The sequence below is a fragment of the Streptococcus sanguinis genome, assembly GCF_050223295.1.
Taxonomy (GTDB): Bacteria; Bacillota; Bacilli; order Lactobacillales; family Streptococcaceae; genus Streptococcus; species Streptococcus sanguinis_X.
Window position 1 is genome coordinate 868,152 of the sequence record NZ_CP071424.1, and the last position, 20,079, is coordinate 888,230.

Genomic DNA, 20,079 nt, shown 5'->3' on the forward strand with positions numbered 1-20,079 from the left:
ATGAAATATATAAAATAGTAGGAGATTAAAATGACAATTTCGGTGATTGTTCCGTGTTTCAATGAAGAAGAATCTATTCCTTTGTTTCATGAAGCTATGGAAGCGGTCAAATATCAAATCCGTGACCAGTTTGAATATATTTTTGTCAATGACGGATCGACGGATCAGACTTTGCCTGTTTTACGTGAGCTCAGCAGTCGCTGTCCAGATGTACACTATCTGTCCTTTTCTCGCAATTTCGGAAAAGAAGCAGCCCTCTATGCTGGTTTGCAAGAGGCGAGTGGGGATTTTGTGACGGTAATGGATGTGGATTTGCAGGATCCGCCAGAGCTCCTGGTTGAGATGAAGGCTATGCTGGACTCGAATCCTGAGCTGGACTGTGTTGGTACCCGTCGCACTACTCGCGAGGGAGAGCCGCCTATCCGAAGCTTTTTTGCCAATTTGTTCTACAAGCTGATAAACAAGATTAGTCAGGTAGAGATGGTGGATGGTGCGCGTGACTTTCGACTGATGCGCCGCCAGATGGTAGAAGCTATTCTGGAAGTTTCAGAGTATAATCGCTTCTCCAAGGGGATTTTTGCCTGGGTAGGCTTCAATACCGCGTACTTGGAATACAAAAATGTCGAACGAGTGGCTGGCAAGACCTCTTGGAATTTCTGGTCTCTTTTCAACTACTCTTTGGAAGGCATCGTCAATTTCTCTGATGCGCCGCTCAACATCGCCTTTTTAGGAGGTATCCTGTCTTGGATTTTAGCCTTTATTCTGATGGCAGTGATTATTATTCGCACCTTGGTTTTTGGTGACCCGACATCGGGTTGGCCGTCTCTTATGACTGTCATTCTCCTTATCGGCGGCTTCCAGCTGCTGACCATCGGCATACTGGGTAAATACATTGGTAAAATCTTTATGGAAACCAAGCATCGGCCGATTTATGTGATTAAGGAGAAGAGTAAATGATTTTCCAGAAACTTTTTTCTGATTTTAAAAACTATCTTCTTTTAAATAAATCGTCTGCCCTAGTTATTTTTATTATTTATTCAGTAGTCAATATTAATATCGGTTTAGCTGAGTATCCCTATATTGATGATATTGGAAGACAATTACAAGGCTATTCAAAATTCTCTGAACATTATTCAAGATATTTAAGTGAGTATTCCGCTCGATTAATACAAGGTGGGGATCATCTGACAGAACTAGGCTTGACTTCAAATATTCTGTCAGCTTGTTTTTTAACTTTAGCGAGCTTAATTTTATTGTTTGTCTTATATCCCAATAAAAAGATTTCTTTCATAACAGCATGTGTTTCAACTATTATAGGGATTAATCCGTGGTTTTTAGAGCCATTAAGTTTTAGATTTGACAATCCTTTTATGACTTTAAGTATATTAGTTTCCATCATTCCATTTATTTTCTGGGATAATAAAAAAATATTTGGAGTTATGTCAGTTCTTGGTATATTCTTAATGTGCAATTCATACCAAGCTTCTTCAGGAGTGTACATTATTGTAACCATGACGCTAGTATTTTTAGAATTATTGCAAGGAAGTTATTTTAAAGAAAAAATTCCTAAAATTTTCATCTCAATGTTGTCATATGTAATTGGTTTGCTTTTATATCGTATACAAATTTTTATAAAGCCACCGATTTTTGCTGATCAAGCTGATATTCCAAAGGGATTAGAGATGATTAAAATAATTGGGGTGAATGCTACAGGATATTTGAACAATATATTTTTTCAAAGTTCAACTATCTGGGTTTTATTAACGATAATTGCTATATTTCTCTTAACTATCAGTGTGATTCGCTTATCCAGTACTAAATTCTTTTTAAACTTTGTTTACATGCTGATTTGGCTAAGTTTAGGAAGTATGTTTAGCTATGGAACCTATTTGATTTTGTCTAATCCTTATTATCTTATGAGACCAAGATATGAATATGGTTTCGGAATTTTTTTAGCGATTATCCTAATTGTTAGCTTAGAGTGCGTTGAAAAGAGTAAAATTCTACGTAGAGGAAAGTCCTTCGTCTCAGGATTATTAGTTTTTTATTTCTTATCTTTCTCTTTTACTTATGTGAGCAGTTTAAAACAACAAAATGAAATGTTCAAAGCGCAGAGCATATTGCTAGCTTCCTCTCTAAACAAGTACATTACACCCGAAAAAACAGTTATTAATGTGAATCGCTTTCTTTCTGATTCGCCAGTATTTAGCAATACAGCTTCTGTTTATCCAATGTTAAAAAGTTTGATTATGCCAAATACAAATGTTTCTTGGGATATGACATTGAGATTTAATAGCATAACGAACTTAAACGTCGATTTCAAATTAATCGATATTGCTAATATAGATTTTAGTAGTGAAAACTATACATTACTTGAAGAAACAAAGTTATATAATATTTATCTTGAAAATAATGAATTATTTGTTATCATGAAGTAGAATCTTTCTAAGATAGAAATAAAGAAAAGATTCATTTTAATATGATTATGCATTGTTAAAGTTTATACTGTCAATTTGAAATGATGCTAAGTTTTCTGATTATCACTTGCATAATGTTGTATCATTTATATATGGAGTATAAAAAGTATGAGATTTTATTTTCTAAAAATGACTAGAGGTATGATTCGATCAAGCAGATTTTTTCTGCTTTTTTTGTTATAATAAACTCATTGAATGTTTATGATGTGAAAGGAAAGACAAATGATTTTAATTACAGGTGCAAATGGACAGCTGGGTACAGAGCTTCGCTATCTTTTGGATGAGCGCAATGAGGAGTATGTGGCTGTTGATGTGGCAGAAATGGATATTACCAATGCCCAAATGGTGGACAAGGTCTTTGCGGAAGTCAAGCCAAGCTTGGTCTATCACTGCGCAGCTTATACTGCAGTTGATGCGGCTGAGGACGAAGGAAAAGAGCTGGACTATGCCATCAATGTGACCGGTACCGAAAATGTGGCAAAAGCTGCTGAAGCACACGGAGCGACCTTGGTCTACATCTCAACAGACTATGTCTTTGACGGACAAAAGCCTGTCGGAGAGGAATGGGAAGTAGATGACCGGCCGGATCCGCAGACAGAGTATGGCCGTACCAAGCGCATGGGTGAGGAGCTGGTTGAGAAATATTCCAGCTGTTTCTATATTATCCGTACTGCTTGGGTCTTTGGTAACTACGGTAAAAACTTTGTCTTTACCATGCAAAATCTTGCTAAGACGCACAAAACTCTGACTGTAGTCAATGACCAGCATGGCCGTCCGACATGGACTCGTACTCTGGCTGAGTTTATGACTCATTTGGCTGAAAACCAAAAGGAATTTGGTTATTACCATCTGTCTAATGATGCGGCTGAGGACACCACTTGGTATGACTTTGCAGTGGAAATTCTCAAAGATACGGATGTGGAAGTCCAGCCGGTTGATTCCAGCAAATTCCCGGCCAAGGCTAAGCGACCTTTCAACTCAACTATGAGCCTGACCAAGGCCAAGGCTACAGGCTTTGTCATTCCGACTTGGCAGGATGCCTTAAAAGAATTTTACAAGCAAGAGAAGAAACAGTGATTTTCTTTGAAGTTTATAACAGCGATAGAACTTAGTCTCAGACTAGGTTCTGTTTTTTCTTCTGGCAGACTGAAGAGGTGATTTTGAGGTGCGTGCTCTGGTGGAGAAAGAGCTGGCTCGAAGATGCGGGTGGGAAATGATAATGAGAAGAATTTTCCACAGATCTTATCCCCTTAAAATAAAGATGTTTCAATTTGATGAAATTCTGTGGATAACCTTTATTATTTCATTCAACTATGTTACAATGTTACTATAAATAAAATAGAAGAGGTGTGTGAATATGTCACGTAAACCATTTATTGCTGGTAACTGGAAAATGAACAAAAATCCTGAAGAAGCAAAGGCTTTTGTAGAAGCGGTTGCTGCTAAGCTGCCTTCTTCAGATTTAGTAGAAGCTGGTATCGCTGCTCCAGCACTTGATTTGACAACTGTTTTGGCAGCAGCTAAAGGAAGCAATCTTAAGGTAGCAGCCCAAAACGCTTACTTTGAAGATGCAGGTGCCTTCACTGGTGAAAACAGCCCTAAAGTTCTTGCAGAAGTTGGAGTTGACTACATCGTTATCGGTCACTCAGAACGCCGCGATTATTTCCATGAAACAGACCAAGACATCAACAAAAAAGCGCATGCTATCTTCCGCAATGGTCTGGTGCCAATCATCTGCTGTGGTGAGTCGCTTGAAACTTACGAAGCTGGCAAAGCTGTAGATTTCGTTGGTGCTCAAGTATCAGCTGCTTTGAAAGACTTGACAGCTGAACAAGTTGCATCATTGGTTATCGCTTATGAGCCAATCTGGGCTATCGGTACTGGTAAGTCAGCAACTCAAGACGACGCTCAAAAGATGTGTAAAGCAGTTCGTGACGTTGTCGCAGCTGATTTTGGTCAAGAAGTAGCAGATAAGGTTCGCGTTCAGTACGGCGGTTCTGTAAAACCTGAAAATGTTGCGTCTTACATGGCTTGTCCAGATGTTGACGGTGCTCTTGTTGGTGGTGCATCACTTGAAGCTGAAAGCTTCTTGGCATTGCTTGATTTTGTAAAATAAAAAAATGTTGAAAAAAGACTTGTCCTCCCAAAGGTGACAAGTTTTTTAAAAGTTGGAGAGAAAAGTTGAAATCGAAAGAATTAGTTTATTTAGCGAGTACGGCTATTTTGTTGGCAGCGACTGCCAATGTTGCAAAAGCCGAGGAACATACTGTCGCTGAGTCAGGAGTTTTAAAAACAGAAAGGTCTGTTAGTTCCCAGAATCAGACAGTCAATGCGGCCGCATCACAAACGTCTAATCAGCCGACTGTAGCAGTATCATCTGCAGAACAGTCAGTTCAAGCTGTTAAGCAAGAGGAGGAAGCAACGAACGCTACAGGAACAGCTGTTGAGTCTGGAGGAGCAGCTCAATCAGTTCCTGTAGAAACTCAGGTAGCTTCTGCTAAGCCAGAAGTGCAAAGTCAGCCAGATGCAAATGCTTCTAATCAGAATGAAACTGCAGCTGATCAGTCAGCAAAAGCAAGTTCTTCTGTTGCAGATTCTGCTACTGCCTCAGAGCCAAAGGCCAGTCCTGCAGTAGCATCAGCACCAAAAGCTAGTAATGCTGGAAAAACTGTATTTTATAATGCTGGGTCAAAGGCTCAGGCAGCCCGCGGGAATTCCCAAGCAGAGATTAAAGGTACTTCCTTTGTAGATGTCAGCAGTCACAATGGCCATATCAGCGTAGACGACTATCGTAAATTAGCCCAGCAAGGGGTTGGTGGTGTCGTTGTCAAATTGACTGAAGGAACCCATTACACGAATCCATTTGCTGAGTCTCAAGTGAGAAATGCACAGGGAGCTGGTTTACAAGTATCGACCTATGCCTTCTCACACTATACCAGTGATGAAGAAGCGAGAGCCGAAGCTCGTTATTACGCTGCCTTTGCTAATAGACTAGGTCTTCCTAAAAATACAGTTATGGTCAATGATATGGAAGATCCTAAAATGCAAAATGGGATCAACCAGCATACTCAGGCTTGGGCGGATGAGATGCGCAGACTGGGTTATTCAAACCTGATGTATTATACTAGCGCCAGCTGGCTGGATCAAAATAATCTTCGTAGCAAGGGACCGGTTAATACATCGCAATTTGGCTATAGCAACTTCTGGGTGGCCCAGTATCCGTCTTCTAATTTAAATCTTGATGGAGCTAAATCTCTCAAATACAACAGTGGCGCTGGAGCATGGCAGTTTACAGCTCAGGCTCAGCTGTTAGCTGGCAAGCATGTATTTGACCATAGCGTTGACTACTCCGGAAGATTTACCCAGCAGTCTGCTCTTGCTAAGCAGCCTTTAAATGGTAACATCAGTATTCAGAATAAGAATAATGTCAACGGCAGCTTTGATGTTGTGATTTCGAACGTTTCTGCTCCTTATGGAGTGTCTGTCGTTAGTGTTCCAGTGTGGTCTGAAGCTAATGGTCAAGACGATATTATCTGGTACACAGCCACTCAGCAGGCTAATGGTACTTATAAAGTTTCTGTTGATTCTAGCAGACATAAGGATTCAGTTGGCAAGTACAATGTCCATCTCTACTATGTCCGCAACGACGGTCAATTAGTCGGTGTTGGTGGTACTACAACCAATGTATCTGTCATCAAGCCACAGGGCAAAATCAGCATTCAGAATCGCAACAGCGAAACTGGTGATTTCGATATTGTAGTTTCAGGTATCTCATCTCCGGGTGGTCTTAAGACTGTCTCTCTGCCAACTTGGTCAGAGGCCAACGGCCAAGATGATATCAAATGGTATACTGCTGAACGTCAGGCTGACGGCACCTATCGTAAGCGTGTCCGTCTGAGCGATCACAATAATGTGCAGGGCGAGTACAACGTCCATCTCTACTATGTTCAAAATGACGGCCGCTTGGTTGGTGTAAGCGGCACTAAAACGACCGTTTCTCTTGGAAAACCTAAGGGCACCATCAGTATTCAAAATCGAAATAAAGAAACCGGCGATTTTGATATTGTGGTTTCAGGTATTTCATCTCCGGGCGGTCTGAAGGAAGTTTCCCTGCCAACTTGGTCAGAGGCTAACGGCCAAGATGATATCAAGTGGTACAACGCTGAGCGTCAAGCTGATGGCACCTATCGTAAGCGTGTCCGTCTGAGCGATCACAAAAATGTTGAGGGTGAGTACAATGTGCATCTCTACTATGTGCAAAATGATGGCAGCTTGGTAGGTGTAAATGGCACTAAAACGACTATTTCTATAGAAAAACCAAAAGTTCAAGGTAAAATCAGTATTCAGAATCGCAACAGCGAAACTGGCGATTTTGATATTGTGGTTTCAGATATCGTATCGCCAGGCGGTCTGAAGGAAGTTTCCCTACCAACTTGGTCAGAGGCCAATGGCCAAGATGATATCAAGTGGTACAATGCAGAACGTCAGGCTGATGGTACTTATCGGAAACGAGTTCGCCTGAGCGATCATAACAATGTCCAAGGCGAGTACAATATTCATCTCTACTATGTGCAAAATGATGGCAAGTTAGTAGGAGCAGGCGGTATCAAGACCAACGTTTCTATCAGCAAGCCGCAGGGCAAAATCAGCATCCAGAATCGCAACAGCGAAACTGGCGATTTTGATATTGTGGTTTCAGATATCGTATCGCCAGGCGGTCTGAAAGGAGTTTCCTTGCCAACCTGGTCTGAAGCCAACGGCCAAGATGATATCAAGTGGTACAACGCAGAACGTCAGCCGGATGGTACCTATCGTAAGCGAGTCCGTGTGAGTGATCACAAAAATGTTGAGGGCGAGTACAATATTCATCTTTACTATGTGCAAAATGATGGCAATCTGGTTGGTGCTGGTGGCATCAAGACTAATGTTTCTCTAGGCAAGCCAAAGGGCAACATAAGTATTCAAAATAAGAATAATGTCAACGGCAGTTTTGATGTTGTGATTTCGAACGTTTCTGCCCCTTATGAAGTGTCTGCTGTCAGTGTTCCGGTTTGGTCTGAAGCTAACGGTCAAGACGATATTATCTGGTATACAGCTACTCAGCAGGCTAATGGTACCTATAAAGTTACTGTTGAATCTAGTAAACATAAAGACTCAGTTGGTAAGTATCATATCCATCTTTACTATGTCCGTAACGACGGGCAGTTAGTCGGTGTTGGCGGTACTACAACCAATGTGTCAGCAGTTAAACCACAGGGTAAAATCAGTATCCAGAATCGTAACAGCGAAACTGGCGATTTTGATATTGTGGTTTCAGATATTGTATCGCCAGGCGGTCTCAAGACTGTTTCCCTGCCAACCTGGTCAGAGGCCAACGGTCAGGATGATATCAAGTGGTACAACGCGGAACGTCAGCCGGATGGTACCTATCGGAAGCGAGTTCGTGCGAGTGACCATAACAACGTTCAGGGCGAATATAATGTACATCTCTACTATGTGCAAAATGATGGCAGGCTGGTAGGAGCAGGCGGCATCAAGACCAATGTTTCTATCAGTAAGCCGCAGGGTAAAATCAGTATTCAAAATAAGAATAATGATACTGGAGAGTTTGACATTGTAGTATCAGGCATTGTGGCACCAGAAGGCCTCAAGACAGTTTACTTGCCGACTTGGTCAGAGGCCAACGGCCAAGATGATGTCCAATGGTACACGGCTGATCGTCAGGCTGACGGTACTTATCGTAAGCATGTTTACGCACGTGACCATAAGAATAATGCAGGCGAATACAATGTTCACTTGTATTACTTAAATAATCAAAATCAGTTGCAAGGAGCTGGTGGAGAAAAGACCTCTATCTCCGTGAACCGTCCTCAGTCAGCTAGTCAGCGCGACCGTGTTCTTGCAGCGGCAGCTGCAATGGTAGGTGTCAGGGGAGGTAGTGCTGAGCATCAGCGCTTGGTCAACGATTATAACAGTGTCAGACCGCTGCCAGTTGGCTACGCTGTAAAAAACACAGATGACTGGTGCGACATTTTCACGACGGTTATTTTCCAAAGAGAAGGCTTGAGCGATCTTATCGGCCGTGAGTGCGGTGTAGAGCGCCATATTCATATTTTCCAAAGACTAGGTATCTGGAATGAAGATGGTAATTCGACTCCTAGCGCAGGTGATATCATCACCTTTAACTGGGACAAAGATACCCAGCAAAATGATGGCTGGGCTGATCATATCGGTATTGTCGAAAAAGTTGAGAATGGTATCATTCACACGATTGAAGGCAACAGCAATAACGTAGTTAAACGCAACACTTACCGCATCGGTCATGGAAATATCCGTGGTTTTGCGACACCTCGTTATAGATAAACATACAAAAAACCAAGGTTTCCCTTGGTTTTTTAACGTCTTAGAATTTTTTTTATGAGCTGAAGCAGCTTAAACTTGATAGGGTTAGGGTAGTAGCGGAAAGTTCCCATTTTTCGGATGATGAAGCCGTTGAAGTTTTGTTTGAAGCGCAGAACACCGTCAGAACCGTCGAAAATTCCCATAATACCGAGGAAATTGTAAAATGGAATGCCTCTCTTGATACTTTCGGTCATAACGTATTCCTGTAGCAGGGCTGGAGCGTAGAATTTATTAAACTCAGGATAGGAGCCGCTGAAGAGATAGGTTGCTTCCTGGGGGGTATAGATAAAGAGGCTGGCAGCCAGGATTTGGTCTTGGTCGCCGTACTTATCAATTAGTTCTTGGGCTTCAGCTTTGCGGGTTTCAAAGCTATCAAACTGGCTGGAAAGTTCTCGCAGCTGATTTTGTTTCTTTTCAGATTGAGGATTTTTTTCCAAGTCCGCCTGCAGTTTCTGGATTTTCTGGCCCAGTTTCTCTTGGTCTTTTTGTAAGTTCTGAAGATAATCCTTGAAGTTGAGACTGGCTGTCATAAAGTCCGCCTGCTGACCAAAGCTATCATAAAAATCTTGATAGTAGTCTAGTGGCTTGTCATCATATTCCCGCCGGTCAGAAGTAGCAGCTGTGATGTCTTTGAAAACGCTGAGTTGGTCACGTTCTAGCCTTTTTAGCTTGATGCCAAAGGTATTCGCCTTTTTGACGGTCGCCTTGCCGTTTTTACTGAAGGACTTGAGCAAGTCTTTCTCTGTCAGACCAGTTAAGTCTTTGACATAATGCCAATCAGGCTCCCCGCCTGGATAGCCTGTCTGTAAGCCGTCAAAGTCAAAGCCCAAATCAGTCAGTTGCTGGATAAGCTCGACTTTTTCATCAGATGTGGGCTGGCCATTGCTGTCAAAGGTCTGATAAGTCTCGTAGGGCTTGATGATGAGCTCTAGAGCGCCTTCTTTTTTAGCGTAAGCCTGCAAAGCTTGATAGAAGGGAGTCAAGTATTGAGCATCGGTAGAGACAGGGCCGCAGTTGATTTCCATATGGAGGCCGCCAGTCATCGGCATACTGTAGAGGACAGCAGACACCACTACCTGTCCCTGTGGGTCAGTGTAGCCAACATACTGGGTACTGAAGCCACGCTTGCTCAGTAGCTCTGCCATTTCTACGGTCTGCATGAAAGAGCGTTGGGAGCTAGCTGAGGTATGCTGGATGAATTCTTCTTGGCTGAGAAGTTTAAAGGTCATAGGCTTCCTTTCTTTTAATGCTTGCTGCGCAGTTTCTTTCTGAGAGTGTAGGCCAGATTGGAGAGATGGTAGAGGGGATTAGTTGGCAGATTAAACTCACCAGCGAATTCCTCAATGGTCGGATTGAACTTGGATTTAAAGCTGTAGAGACCGCCCTTGAGATCGTTTTCGATTCCGCCCATATTTTGCCAATCAGCTCCGCGCTCAAAAGCATGTTTGGCCGTTTCGTACCAAGTGATGATGGCTGGCTGGTAACGGCGGTAATCCTCGTCCATTCCGGCATAGATATTTTCAGAGGTCTTGCCGTATTCTAAGACCAGTGTACCAGATAGGGGAACGACAGCAGCTCCTTGGCTGATTTTATCCTGCAGGAAGTCAATTTCTTCTTGGAGACGTTTTTGTTCTTGCTGGTTATTCTCAATCTTGCCAGGCTTGGTTTTCTCGGTAAATTTCTCTGCTTCTTTAAGTGTCTTGGTCAGCTGAGTCTGCAAGTCTTCCAAGCGTGCCTTTAGATCAATGCTGGATAAGGTGATGTAGGAGTGCTCAGGATAAGTATCCAAAAGTTTTTGGTAATAGTCTTTGTCGCGTAGGTGGATATTTTTTCTATTTTCCGTTTTCTTCATCAAGGCTGAAAAGTCATCCAGTAATTCTGCTCCGCCAAATTGGATTTGAATGCCTTTGTTACGGGCAGTGCGAATAGCCTGTCGGGTACTCTTAGAAAGCAGCTCCTCGCTGAAGTCTTCTTTATGAATATTGGCCTGCAAGCGAGGCTGGATGGTTTCGTCCAGAGACTCAGTCCGTCCAACCCAGACAGCGCCTGCTTGCTGCAGCTTTTGGATCAGCTCAAGCGTTTCTGCTTTGTCTTGCAATTCGTCGCCCATCTTGCTTTCTGCCAGAAAGAGGCTAGGGTCAAACTTGACAAAGAGCGCTTTTTTCTCCTTGGCAAATTTCTTGAGCGACGCCAAAACAAAGGTCAGCAGCTCCTTGTCACCATAGTCCATTATGGGACCGCGCGGAATATAAAGCATGGTCATCCCCAAGGGCAGTGGTTTGATCAAGACACTGGCTGCAGCAACCAAGTGGTCGTCTTTATAGAAGCCCAAGCGTTCGTTTTCCCAGTTGTCCTTGATTTGAGCCCAGGCTGAACTCTGCAGAAGATTGGCCTGCGGATGAGCCGTGACAAAATCGTCGTGTTCCTGAGCTGAAATTCCAATTTTGTAGCTAAACATTATTTTAAAACCCACTCTCTAATGGCGTGTGCTACGCCGGATTCGTCGTTCGATTTGGTGATATATTTGGCGATTTTCTTGAGTTCTTCCTTACCGTTTTCCATGACAACAGGAGAGCCAACAGCTTCCAGCATGGCGCGGTCGTTTTCTTCATCACCGATAGCCATGGTCTGCTCCTTGCTCAAGCCAAGCTTTTCAGCCAGATGAAGGATAGCAGCTCCTTTATTGACAGTCTTTTTGACAATTTCCAGATAGAAAGGAGCTGACTTGACCAGTGTATATTTTTCGGCTAATTCCGGAGGCAGCTTAGCAATGGCCGCATCCAGAATTTCCGGTTCATCAATATACATGCACTTGACGATTTCTTTATTGGCCATTTCTTCAGGTGTGCGGTAGAAGATAGGCATGCTGACCAGATTGGACTCGTAAACAGTGTACTTGCCGATGTTGCGATTGGCAGTATAAATGCCGTCCTTGGTGATGGCATGCATGTGGACGCCTAATTTTCGCCCGAGCAGTTCGATATCCAGATAGTCGTCGTAGGTCAGTGTTTCTTTGATTAATTCTTGACCTGTAACAGTATCCTGCACCAGTCCGCCATTGAAGGTAACGACATAGTTGCCTGGCTGATTAAGCTCTAGCTCCTCGAGAAGCTTTTGAACACCCGCAATAGGACGGCCGGTTGCAATGACGATCTTGACACCAGCAGCCTTGGCATCCTGAACAGCGCTGAAGACTTCAGGAGTGATTTCTTTTTGGTTATTTAAAAGGGTACCGTCAATGTCAACGGCAACTAATTTGATAGACATATTATTCTCCGTAGGTAAATTGGTCGTTTTTGATATAGTGCATAAAAGTCTGATTTTTTTCGCTGAAAAGTCCGGTCTCTGCTAGCATTTCCTTGGGGAAGTAGAAGCGATTATCGCCTTGTCTAGTTCCGGCTAGCGAATGAACGATAGGAGACAGGCTGGACAGTTCTGCTAGGCTACCATCTTTTTGCAGGATTTCAATCTGGGTCCGGGGTTTTTCAACGTCAGGCCGGTAGAAATCATAAGGCAAATCAAAATTACGATGGATAGCAGTATAGTAATCAGGGTCAAAACCAACTTGTCCAACTAGGTCTCGCATGATATCCAAATGCGCTTCGTTTTCCTGAGAGAAGACGATAGACTTAAAGACCTTGCGGTTGATGAAACGCTGAGCCAAGTCAGATAAAATCTTGTCTGGACTAGTCATCCAGACTTGGAAATAGGTATTCATAACACCATCATCCAAGGCCAGATAATCCTGCAGGGTCACTCTGTTTTCAAAGAATGGAATGAGATTGGGCGATGACAGCGCAAAATAATCCTTCTGAGCCGGATAGAGGAACTTAGCCCGCTTGAGCAGATTTTGCAGCAGAACTTCCATAGCACGGCTGGCCGGGTGGAAATAGACCTGCATATACATTTGGTAGCGGCTGACTACATAGTCTTCAACCGCATGCATGCCATTGCGCTTGAAGGCAATGCCGTTTTCTACTGGACAAATCACTCGTAAAATTCTAGTTAAGTCAAATTGCCCATAGGAAGCGCCAGTAAAGAAGGAATCGCGTAAGAGATAATCCATCCGGTCCACATCAATCTGGCTGGAAATCAGCTGGACCACCTGCTTATTGGGATAGGTATGGTTGATGACGCTAGCTACCTTTTCTGGGAAATCTGGTGAAACTTGCACCAGTACCTGATGAATCTCCGTCTCTGGACTGGTGATGATTTGCCGCGTAATGTCCTCGTGATTAGTATCAAAGAGGCGCTCAAAAGTGTGTGAATAAGCTCCGTGCCCCAAGTCATGCAGGAGAGCGGCTGTCATCGTCAGCAGACTTTCATGGCTGTCCCAGTTGGCTTGGTATTTTTCATTGAAAATCTTGGTGATACGCCGGGCAATCTCATAAGCTCCCAGACAATGCGAAAAACGGCTGTGCTCCCCGCCGTGGAAAGTATAGCCAGAAGTACCCAGCTGTTTGATGCGGCGCAGCCGTTGAAATTCTTTGGTATTGATTAAATCATAAATAACCTGATGGTCCACATGAACATAATTATGAACCGGGTCCCGAAATACTTTTTCAATCATGCTACCATTATACCACAAATCATAGTAGGAAAAAAATCAAAGCTGCAACTGAAAGAAGAGCAATTTTGTTCTTTTTTTGATAAAATAGGGAAAGAAAAAGAGAAACGAGATGAAGATGCAAATTAGAATAAAAAATCACATCCAGCTGGACGGGCATACCGAGCTAATCGATCAGGTCTACGATACGGACTGGACGCAAAAAGGAGACTTTCATTATCTGCTTTACAAGAATGAAGAAGGGGAGAAAGTAGTTCTGAAGTTTCACGATAAAGAGTTGGTTATGACGCGCTTTTCCGAGCCTAAGTCCATCATACGCTTCATCAGTCAAGGACAGGCGCTGGTTGGCATCCATACACCTGTGGGCTTGCAGCGGTTTGTGACAGATACTCCTTTCTATAAGGTTGATTTTACCAAGCAAATTCTGCAACTTCATTATCAGCTGAAAACTGTTGATGGAAAGCAGATTTTTGCCAGCTATGAAATGGAGATTAGCTGGGGTTAATTGCTATTCTCCAAGAAAACTCTTGAAAATCATAATGTTTCCCCTTGCAAAAGCGTGAAAATTTGGTATAATAGTTTCTAACTCAAGGGAGTAGCTAACGGAATAACCGTTACAAGGTCGTCAATACGAAAGAAATTTCCGGCCTTGTATGAAATAGCGAGACTTGTTAATAAACAGGTCTCTTTTTTGTTTCTGACTTTTTGGATATGACTGATTCGGCTTGAGATGATGAGTCGTAGTGGTTAGAAAAGTTCAGAAATAAAAGAGACCAAGAGGAGGAATACATTGTCAAAAGAACAAAAGCGCCAAGCTTTTTACACCCAGAGTCCTGAGGAAATTTTCAAAACTTTGGACGCTTCAGAGCAAGGTTTGTCCAGTCAAGAAGCAGCCAAGCGTTTAGCTGATTATGGCCGCAATGAACTGGATGAAGGGGAGAAAAAATCTCTCTTAATGAAGTTTTTGGAGCAGTTTAAGGATTTGATGATTATCATCTTGTTGGTAGCAGCTGTCTTGTCTGTTGTCACATCAGGTGGTGAAGACATCGCAGATGCTTTAATCATCTTAGCGGTCGTAATCATCAATGCCATTTTTGGTGTCTATCAGGAAGGCAAGGCTGAAGAAGCGATTGCGGCTCTCAAATCAATGTCCAGCCCGGCTGCGCGTGTCCTTCGTGATGGCCATGTCACAGAAGTAGATTCTAAGGAGTTGGTACCTGGTGATATCGTTAGACTGGAAGCCGGCGATGTTGTCCCAGCGGATATGCGGCTTTTAGAAGCTAATTCACTGAAAATAGAAGAAGCGGCTCTGACAGGTGAGTCTGTGCCGGTTGAGAAAGATTTGACTGTTGAGGTAGCTGCAGATGCTGGTATTGGCGACCGGGTCAATATGGCCTTCCAAAACTCAAATGTGACCTATGGTCGAGGGGTTGGATTGGTTGTTAATACAGGGATGTATACGGAAGTCGGTCACATCGCAGGTATGTTGCAGGATGCGGATGAAACGGACACACCGCTCAAGCAAAATCTTAATAGTCTGTCTAAGGTTCTGACCTATGCTATCTTGGTGATTGCTGCAGTGACTTTTGTAGTCGGTGTCTTCATTCAAGGTAAAAATCCACTGGATGAGCTGATGACTTCTGTAGCCTTGGCAGTTGCGGCTATCCCTGAAGGTCTGCCTGCTATCGTTACCATCGTGCTGGCTTTGGGAACTCAGGTTCTTGCTAAGCGGAATTCGATTGTCCGTAAGCTTCCGGCTGTTGAGACTTTGGGTTCAACTGAGATTATCGCTTCTGATAAGACTGGTACCCTGACTATGAATAAGATGACGGTCGAAAAAGTCTTTTATGACGGGGTCCTGAATGAAGCTGGACAAGATATTGAACTTGGACTGGAGCTGCCGCTCTTACGTTCGGTTGTTTTGGCCAATGATACCAAGATTGACCAAGAAGGAAAGCTAATTGGTGACCCAACGGAAACAGCCTTTATCCAGTATGCTTTGGACAAGGGCTACGATGTGAAGGCCTTTTTAGAGAAATATCCTCGAGTAGCTGAGCTGCCCTTTGATTCAGATCGTAAGCTCATGTCTACTGTCCATCCATTGCCAGATGGGAAATTCTTAGTGGCAGTCAAGGGAGCACCAGATCAACTATTGAAACGCTGTGTTGCCCGTGATAAGGCTGGAGATGTTGCAGCGATTGATGATGCTACTTCACAGCTGATTAAGTCTAACAACTCAGACATGGCTCACCAAGCTCTGCGCGTGCTGGCTGGCGCCTACAAGATTATTGATGCAGTTCCGACTGACTTGACATCTGAAAATCTAGAAAATGATTTAATCTTTACTGGTTTAATCGGTATGATTGACCCAGAACGTGCAGAAGCAGCAGAAGCTGTTCGTGTAGCCAAGGAAGCAGGTATTCGTCCAATTATGATTACCGGTGACCATCAGGATACAGCAGAAGCTATCGCTAAGCGCTTGGGTATCATCGAAGAAGGAGATACTGAAGACCATGTCCTGACTGGCGCAGAGCTCAATGAGCTTTCTGATGAAGAATTCGAAAAGATTGTTGGCCAATACTCTGTCTATGCCCGAGTTTCGCCTGAGCATAAGGTTCGGATTGTCAAAGCATGGCAAAACCAAGGTAAGGTCGTAGCCATGACAGGTGATGGTGTTAATGATGCGCCAGCTCTGAAGACAGCTGATATCGGTATCGGTATGGGTATTACAGGTACAGAAGTATCTAAGGGGGCTTCAGATATCATTTTAGCGGATGACAATTTTGCGACAATAATCGTAGCCGTTGAAGAGGGAAGGAAAATATTTTCTAATATTCAAAAGACTATTCAATACCTACTTTCAGCTAATATAGCAGAAGTATTAACGATATTTTTTGCAACGTTATTTGGTTGGGATGTGTTGCAGCCAGTTCACCTACTTTGGATTAACCTAGTAACAGATACCTTCCCAGCTATTGCTCTGGGAGTTGAACCAGCTGAGCCTGGTGCTATGAATCATAAACCTCGTGGTCGTAAGTCAAGTTTCTTCTCAGGTGGAGTCATGAATTCAATTATTTATCAAGGTATTCTACAAGCTATGTTAGTCCTGTCAGTCTATGGCTATGCTATTTCGAATCCAGTTCATCTTGGTAATCAAACTGCTATCCATGCGGATGCTCTGACAATGGCCTTTGCAACTCTTGGACTCATCCAGCTCTTCCATGCTTATAATGTGAAATCTGTTTATCAATCTATCTTTACAGTTAGTCCATTCAAGTCTAAGACCTTTAACTGGTCTATCCTGGTTTCTTTCATCCTATTGATTTCAACCATTGTAATTGATCCACTGGAAAAGATTTTCCATGTGACCAAGCTGGACTTGTCACAATGGACAGTTGTTTTGCTTGGTAGCTTTGCCATGATTGTTATTGTTGAGATTGTTAAGTTCATCCAACGTAAATTAGGTATGGATAAGAATGCTATTTAACAGCAAAAAGTCATCTGCGGATGGCTTTTTTACGTACAAGGCGATATAATCAAATTTAAAGAAAGCAACTTGAAAGGACGATGAAAGTATGTATCAAAACTTACGAGAGAAGTTGGAAGAAGCTTCTCCTTTATATTATGAGGAAGAAATCTTATGGTTACTGGATCATATTGGTCATCCAGAAGTGGCAGTCCGTGATGAGTTAGTCTTTTCGTCCTTAGCGAGGGGACTTCAGACTGATCTGCTTTCAGTTGAACAGTTTCGTTTCTTGGCTCAAGAAGCAGTCAAAAGACAAGGACCTTTTTACAAGAGTGACGAAAATGATCAAGCCACCTTAACACGTTCCTTCACGGCTTTACTTTATGCTAATCTCTTAAACTGCGATGGTAATCCAGACTCTTCGTATTATCAGGCTTTACCTATGCAAGGAAGAAAATATTTACTAGATAAGGGGCTAATCTACTTGTCAGTAGAAAGAGACACAAGAGGTTACTCTAGAAAATACGGTTGGGTTCATGCCTTCGCTCATGGAGCAGACTTATTGACAGAAGTGGCTTGTCATCCGGACTTTCTCTCCAGTAGGATGCCAGAGGTTTTAGAGGTCATTCATCAAGTTTTTAAAAGAGTTTCAGTCCGTTTCGGAAATGATGAGGATTGGCGCTTAGCCCAGGTGCTCTATCAAGCTGTCTTAAAGAAAAAACTGTCGCAGCATGAACTTAGACTGTGGCTTCAATCACAGAGTTTTCCATTGGAAAACAACCAAGATTTCATTGCTTTTTCCAATTTTCGTTCCTGCTTATTAGAAGTTTATGTGCAGTTGGACAGCAAACAGCAGCTCTCAGATGAGCTAAGAGCTGCTATTCAACATTTCCATTACTGAACTTCAATCACCGTTAAAGCATCTCGCAGTTCGTCTGCTAGGTGTTTTTTCTTATAGTCTCGAAATTCGGCTAAATCTTTGACAGCATTATAACGCTTATGCAAGCGATACATCTGAGGAATCTGATACTGAGGAAAATCATTAAAAAAGTTCCGAGTCAGTTCCCATTCACGAATGTAGCCCAGAGGACGCATATGGTAGCGGACACCTTCGATGACACGGCTTTGGTGGCGGTGATGGAGATGACCGAAAACCACCTCTTTCACTCTGTATTTGACAAAGAGCCGATGAAAAGCTTGGCTTCCTAGAAAGGCGTTGAAGCGCTGGAAATAGGGATGGTCGTATAGAAAGTCTTGATGGGGGACAAAATGCAGAGCAACGATAATGGGGTCATCTAAAGTAGCCAGCAGTTTTTCTAACTTTTGCAGTGTCTGGGCCGTAATACTGGGATCGTCGAATTGACGCTCCAATCTGCGGTCAAACCAGAAATTAGTCTTGGTTCTCAGATGCTCTTCCTTGCTTTTTTCTGGAACAAAGCTGTAGTCATACCAGCCAGAAAAGCTGACGAGCTTGGTCTGGCCGAACTGTTGGACCTGAAAATCATAGGTTGAAATTTCTTGCTCAGAAAGTCCCAGCATATCGTGATTTCCTAGATTAAAAGAAAGGGGAATCTCTTGCTTTAAAGTTTCAAGAAAGGGCAAACTAATCTTGGTTAGGTCGTTGGACAGGTCTCCAGCGATGTGTAGGTGGTCAATCCCTTCCTCTTTTAAAAGATGGCGAAGAGCTTGGCGCTCAAAATCTCCAAACTGATTGGAGTCCAGATGGAGGTCGCTCATAAATCCGATTCTTGTCATGGTTTTAGTCTAGCATATTTTTCAAAACTTGGAAATGCTTAAGCCTCCATGGAGAGTCTCCCTTTTATCTGAATACCTCATAAATTATCGTAACCATGTATTTCGTTTATCCATGGTCGAGGTCTAGGAGGCTTGAAATAATTCTTCCAACCCCATGTCATTATATTACTTTTCTAACAATTGGGTGACAAGGAGTCGCTTGTCTTGCCTAGCTAGGGAAAATCCGATAAAATGTAAGCTGCTGAATGTGAGATTAGGCAAACTGTTTAATTTATGTTATAATTAAACGATATGTGAAAAGAGGTATTTATGGACATTTCAGAAATTCGTCAAAAAATTGACGCAAATAGTGAAAAATTAGCTTCTTTCAGGGGGTCTCTTTGACTTAGAAGGTCTGGAAGAAGAAATTGCCATCTTAGAAAATAAGATGACAGAACCCGACTTTTGGGATGACAACATTGCAGCCCAGAAAACTTCTCAAGAGCTGAATGAACTCAAGCAAACCTATGAAAATTTCCATCAGATGACTGAGCTTTTTGATGAATCGGAAATCTTGCTTGATTTTCTGGCCGAGGATGAGTCAGTTCAGGGTGAGTTGGAAGAAAAGCTGGCTGAACTCGAGAAAATGATGACCAGCTATGAAATGACCCTGCTCCTATCTGAGCCTTATGACAATAATAATGCCATCCTTGAAATTCACCCGGGCTCTGGTGGTACAGAGGCCCAGGATTGGGGAGATATGTTGCTGCGTATGTATACACGCTTTGGTAATGCCAAGGGCTTCAAAGTAGAGGTCTTGGACTATCAAGCTGGAGATGAGGCAGGCATTAAGTCAGTGACCCTTTCATTTGAAGGGCCGCACGCTTATGGTCTGCTTAAGTCAGAAATGGGGGTCCACCGTTTGGTTCGGATTTCGCCATTTGACTCAGCTAAACGTCGCCATACTTCCTTTACCTCAGTAGAGGTCATGCCAGAGCTGGATGACACCATTGAGGTGGAAATTCGCGATGACGATATTAAGATGGACACTTTCCGCTCGGGAGGAGCCGGCGGGCAGAACGTCAATAAAGTTTCGACTGGTGTGCGACTGACGCATATTCCTACAGGAATTGTGGTGCAGTCTACGGTTGACCGGACTCAGTATGGAAATCGTGATCGGGCGATGAAGATGCTACAGGCCAAGCTTTATCAGCTAGAGCAAGAGAAACAAGCAGCCGAAGTCGATTCACTCAAGGGAGATAAGAAGGAAATTTCCTGGGGCAGCCAAATCCGCTCCTATGTCTTTACGCCTTATACCATGGTCAAAGACCATCGAACTAGTTACGAAGTAGCTCAGGTGGACAAGGTGATGGACGGAGATTTGGATGGTTTCATCGACGCTTATTTGAAATGGCGTTTGAACTAGGAAATGT

Annotated in this window: 14 protein-coding genes; 9 read left to right on the forward strand and 5 right to left on the reverse strand. The window is 43.0% G+C overall.

What is annotated here, in order from left to right; all coding sequences use genetic code 11:
- Positions 1–30: 30 nt before the first annotated feature.
- The 5 genes from J1C77_RS04415 (at position 31) to J1C77_RS04435 (ending at position 8,840) form a co-directional block, all read left to right on the forward strand.
- Complete coding sequence (locus tag J1C77_RS04415; RefSeq protein WP_002921670.1) at positions 31–957, forward strand: glycosyltransferase family 2 protein; 927 nt, start codon at positions 31–33, stop codon at positions 955–957.
- On the forward strand, positions 954–2,438 hold the full coding sequence (locus tag J1C77_RS04420) for a glucosyltransferase domain-containing protein (RefSeq protein ID WP_002921669.1): 1,485 nt from the start codon (positions 954–956) through the stop codon (positions 2,436–2,438). The genes J1C77_RS04415 and J1C77_RS04420 overlap by 4 nt, the downstream gene beginning before the upstream one ends.
- 261 nt (positions 2,439–2,699) lie before the next feature.
- Positions 2,700–3,554 carry a dTDP-4-dehydrorhamnose reductase gene (gene rfbD / locus J1C77_RS04425; protein ID WP_002921668.1) on the forward strand — a complete coding sequence of 285 codons (855 nt, stop codon included), beginning with the start codon at positions 2,700–2,702 and terminating at the stop codon, positions 3,552–3,554.
- 280 nt (positions 3,555–3,834) lie between these two features.
- Positions 3,835–4,593, forward strand: coding sequence for a triose-phosphate isomerase (tpiA, locus tag J1C77_RS04430; RefSeq protein WP_002900651.1), 759 nt, complete (start codon positions 3,835–3,837; stop codon positions 4,591–4,593).
- 65 nt (positions 4,594–4,658) lie between these two features.
- The gene (locus J1C77_RS04435) at positions 4,659–8,840 is read left to right on the forward strand and encodes a GBS Bsp-like repeat-containing protein (protein WP_002921667.1); all 4,182 of its coding nucleotides are present in this window, start codon (positions 4,659–4,661) and stop codon (positions 8,838–8,840) included.
- Between the two features lie 32 nt (positions 8,841–8,872).
- Here the strand turns inward: J1C77_RS04435 and J1C77_RS04440 are convergent, their stop codons facing one another.
- Genes J1C77_RS04440 through J1C77_RS04455 form a run of 4 tightly spaced genes read right to left on the reverse strand, consistent with a single transcriptional unit; the run spans position 8,873 to position 13,449 of the window.
- A complete protein-coding gene (locus J1C77_RS04440) occupies positions 8,873–10,108 on the reverse strand; it encodes an aminoacyltransferase (protein ID WP_002921663.1) in 1,236 nt (411 codons plus the stop codon).
- A gap of 14 nt (positions 10,109–10,122) precedes the next feature.
- Positions 10,123–11,337 carry an aminoacyltransferase gene (locus J1C77_RS04445; RefSeq protein ID WP_002921662.1) on the reverse strand — a complete coding sequence of 405 codons (1,215 nt, stop codon included), beginning with the start codon at positions 11,335–11,337 and terminating at the stop codon, positions 10,123–10,125.
- Positions 11,337–12,146 carry a sugar-phosphatase gene (gene yidA / locus J1C77_RS04450; protein WP_002921661.1) on the reverse strand — a complete coding sequence of 270 codons (810 nt, stop codon included), beginning with the start codon at positions 12,144–12,146 and terminating at the stop codon, positions 11,337–11,339. Before yidA ends, J1C77_RS04445 begins: the two co-directional genes overlap by 1 nt.
- 1 nt (position 12,147) lies before the next feature.
- The gene (locus tag J1C77_RS04455; RefSeq protein ID WP_002915501.1) at positions 12,148–13,449 is read right to left on the reverse strand and encodes an HD domain-containing protein; all 1,302 of its coding nucleotides are present in this window, start codon (positions 13,447–13,449) and stop codon (positions 12,148–12,150) included.
- Between the two features lie 115 nt (positions 13,450–13,564).
- On the opposite strand from J1C77_RS04455, the gene J1C77_RS04460 reads away from it, so the two are divergent.
- The 3 genes from J1C77_RS04460 to J1C77_RS04470 all read left to right on the forward strand — a co-directional run bounded on the left by J1C77_RS04460 (position 13,565) and on the right by J1C77_RS04470 (position 17,813).
- A complete protein-coding gene (locus J1C77_RS04460; protein WP_042763207.1) occupies positions 13,565–13,951 on the forward strand; it encodes a DUF1934 domain-containing protein in 387 nt (128 codons plus the stop codon).
- Positions 13,952–14,236: 285 nt separating this feature from the next.
- Positions 14,237–16,933, forward strand: a complete 2,697-nt coding sequence (locus J1C77_RS04465; protein ID WP_002921658.1) for a cation-translocating P-type ATPase — start codon at positions 14,237–14,239, stop codon at positions 16,931–16,933.
- 88 nt (positions 16,934–17,021) lie between these two features.
- Positions 17,022–17,813, forward strand: a complete 792-nt coding sequence (locus J1C77_RS04470; protein ID WP_002921657.1) for a DUF2785 domain-containing protein — start codon at positions 17,022–17,024, stop codon at positions 17,811–17,813.
- On the opposite strand, the gene J1C77_RS04475 is transcribed toward J1C77_RS04470, so the two are convergent.
- Positions 17,807–18,667, reverse strand: a complete 861-nt coding sequence (locus J1C77_RS04475; protein ID WP_002921655.1) for a metallophosphoesterase — start codon at positions 18,665–18,667, stop codon at positions 17,807–17,809. The genes J1C77_RS04470 and J1C77_RS04475 overlap by 7 nt on opposite strands.
- A 309-nt stretch (positions 18,668–18,976) precedes the next feature.
- Here J1C77_RS04475 and prfB point away from each other — a divergent pair.
- A protein-coding gene (gene prfB, locus J1C77_RS04480; protein WP_152905387.1) for a peptide chain release factor 2 occupies positions 18,977–20,072 on the forward strand; the annotation gives its coding sequence in 2 pieces (ribosomal slippage) (positions 18,977–19,048 and positions 19,050–20,072; 1,095 coding nt in all).
- Positions 20,073–20,079: the final 7 nt, after the last annotated feature.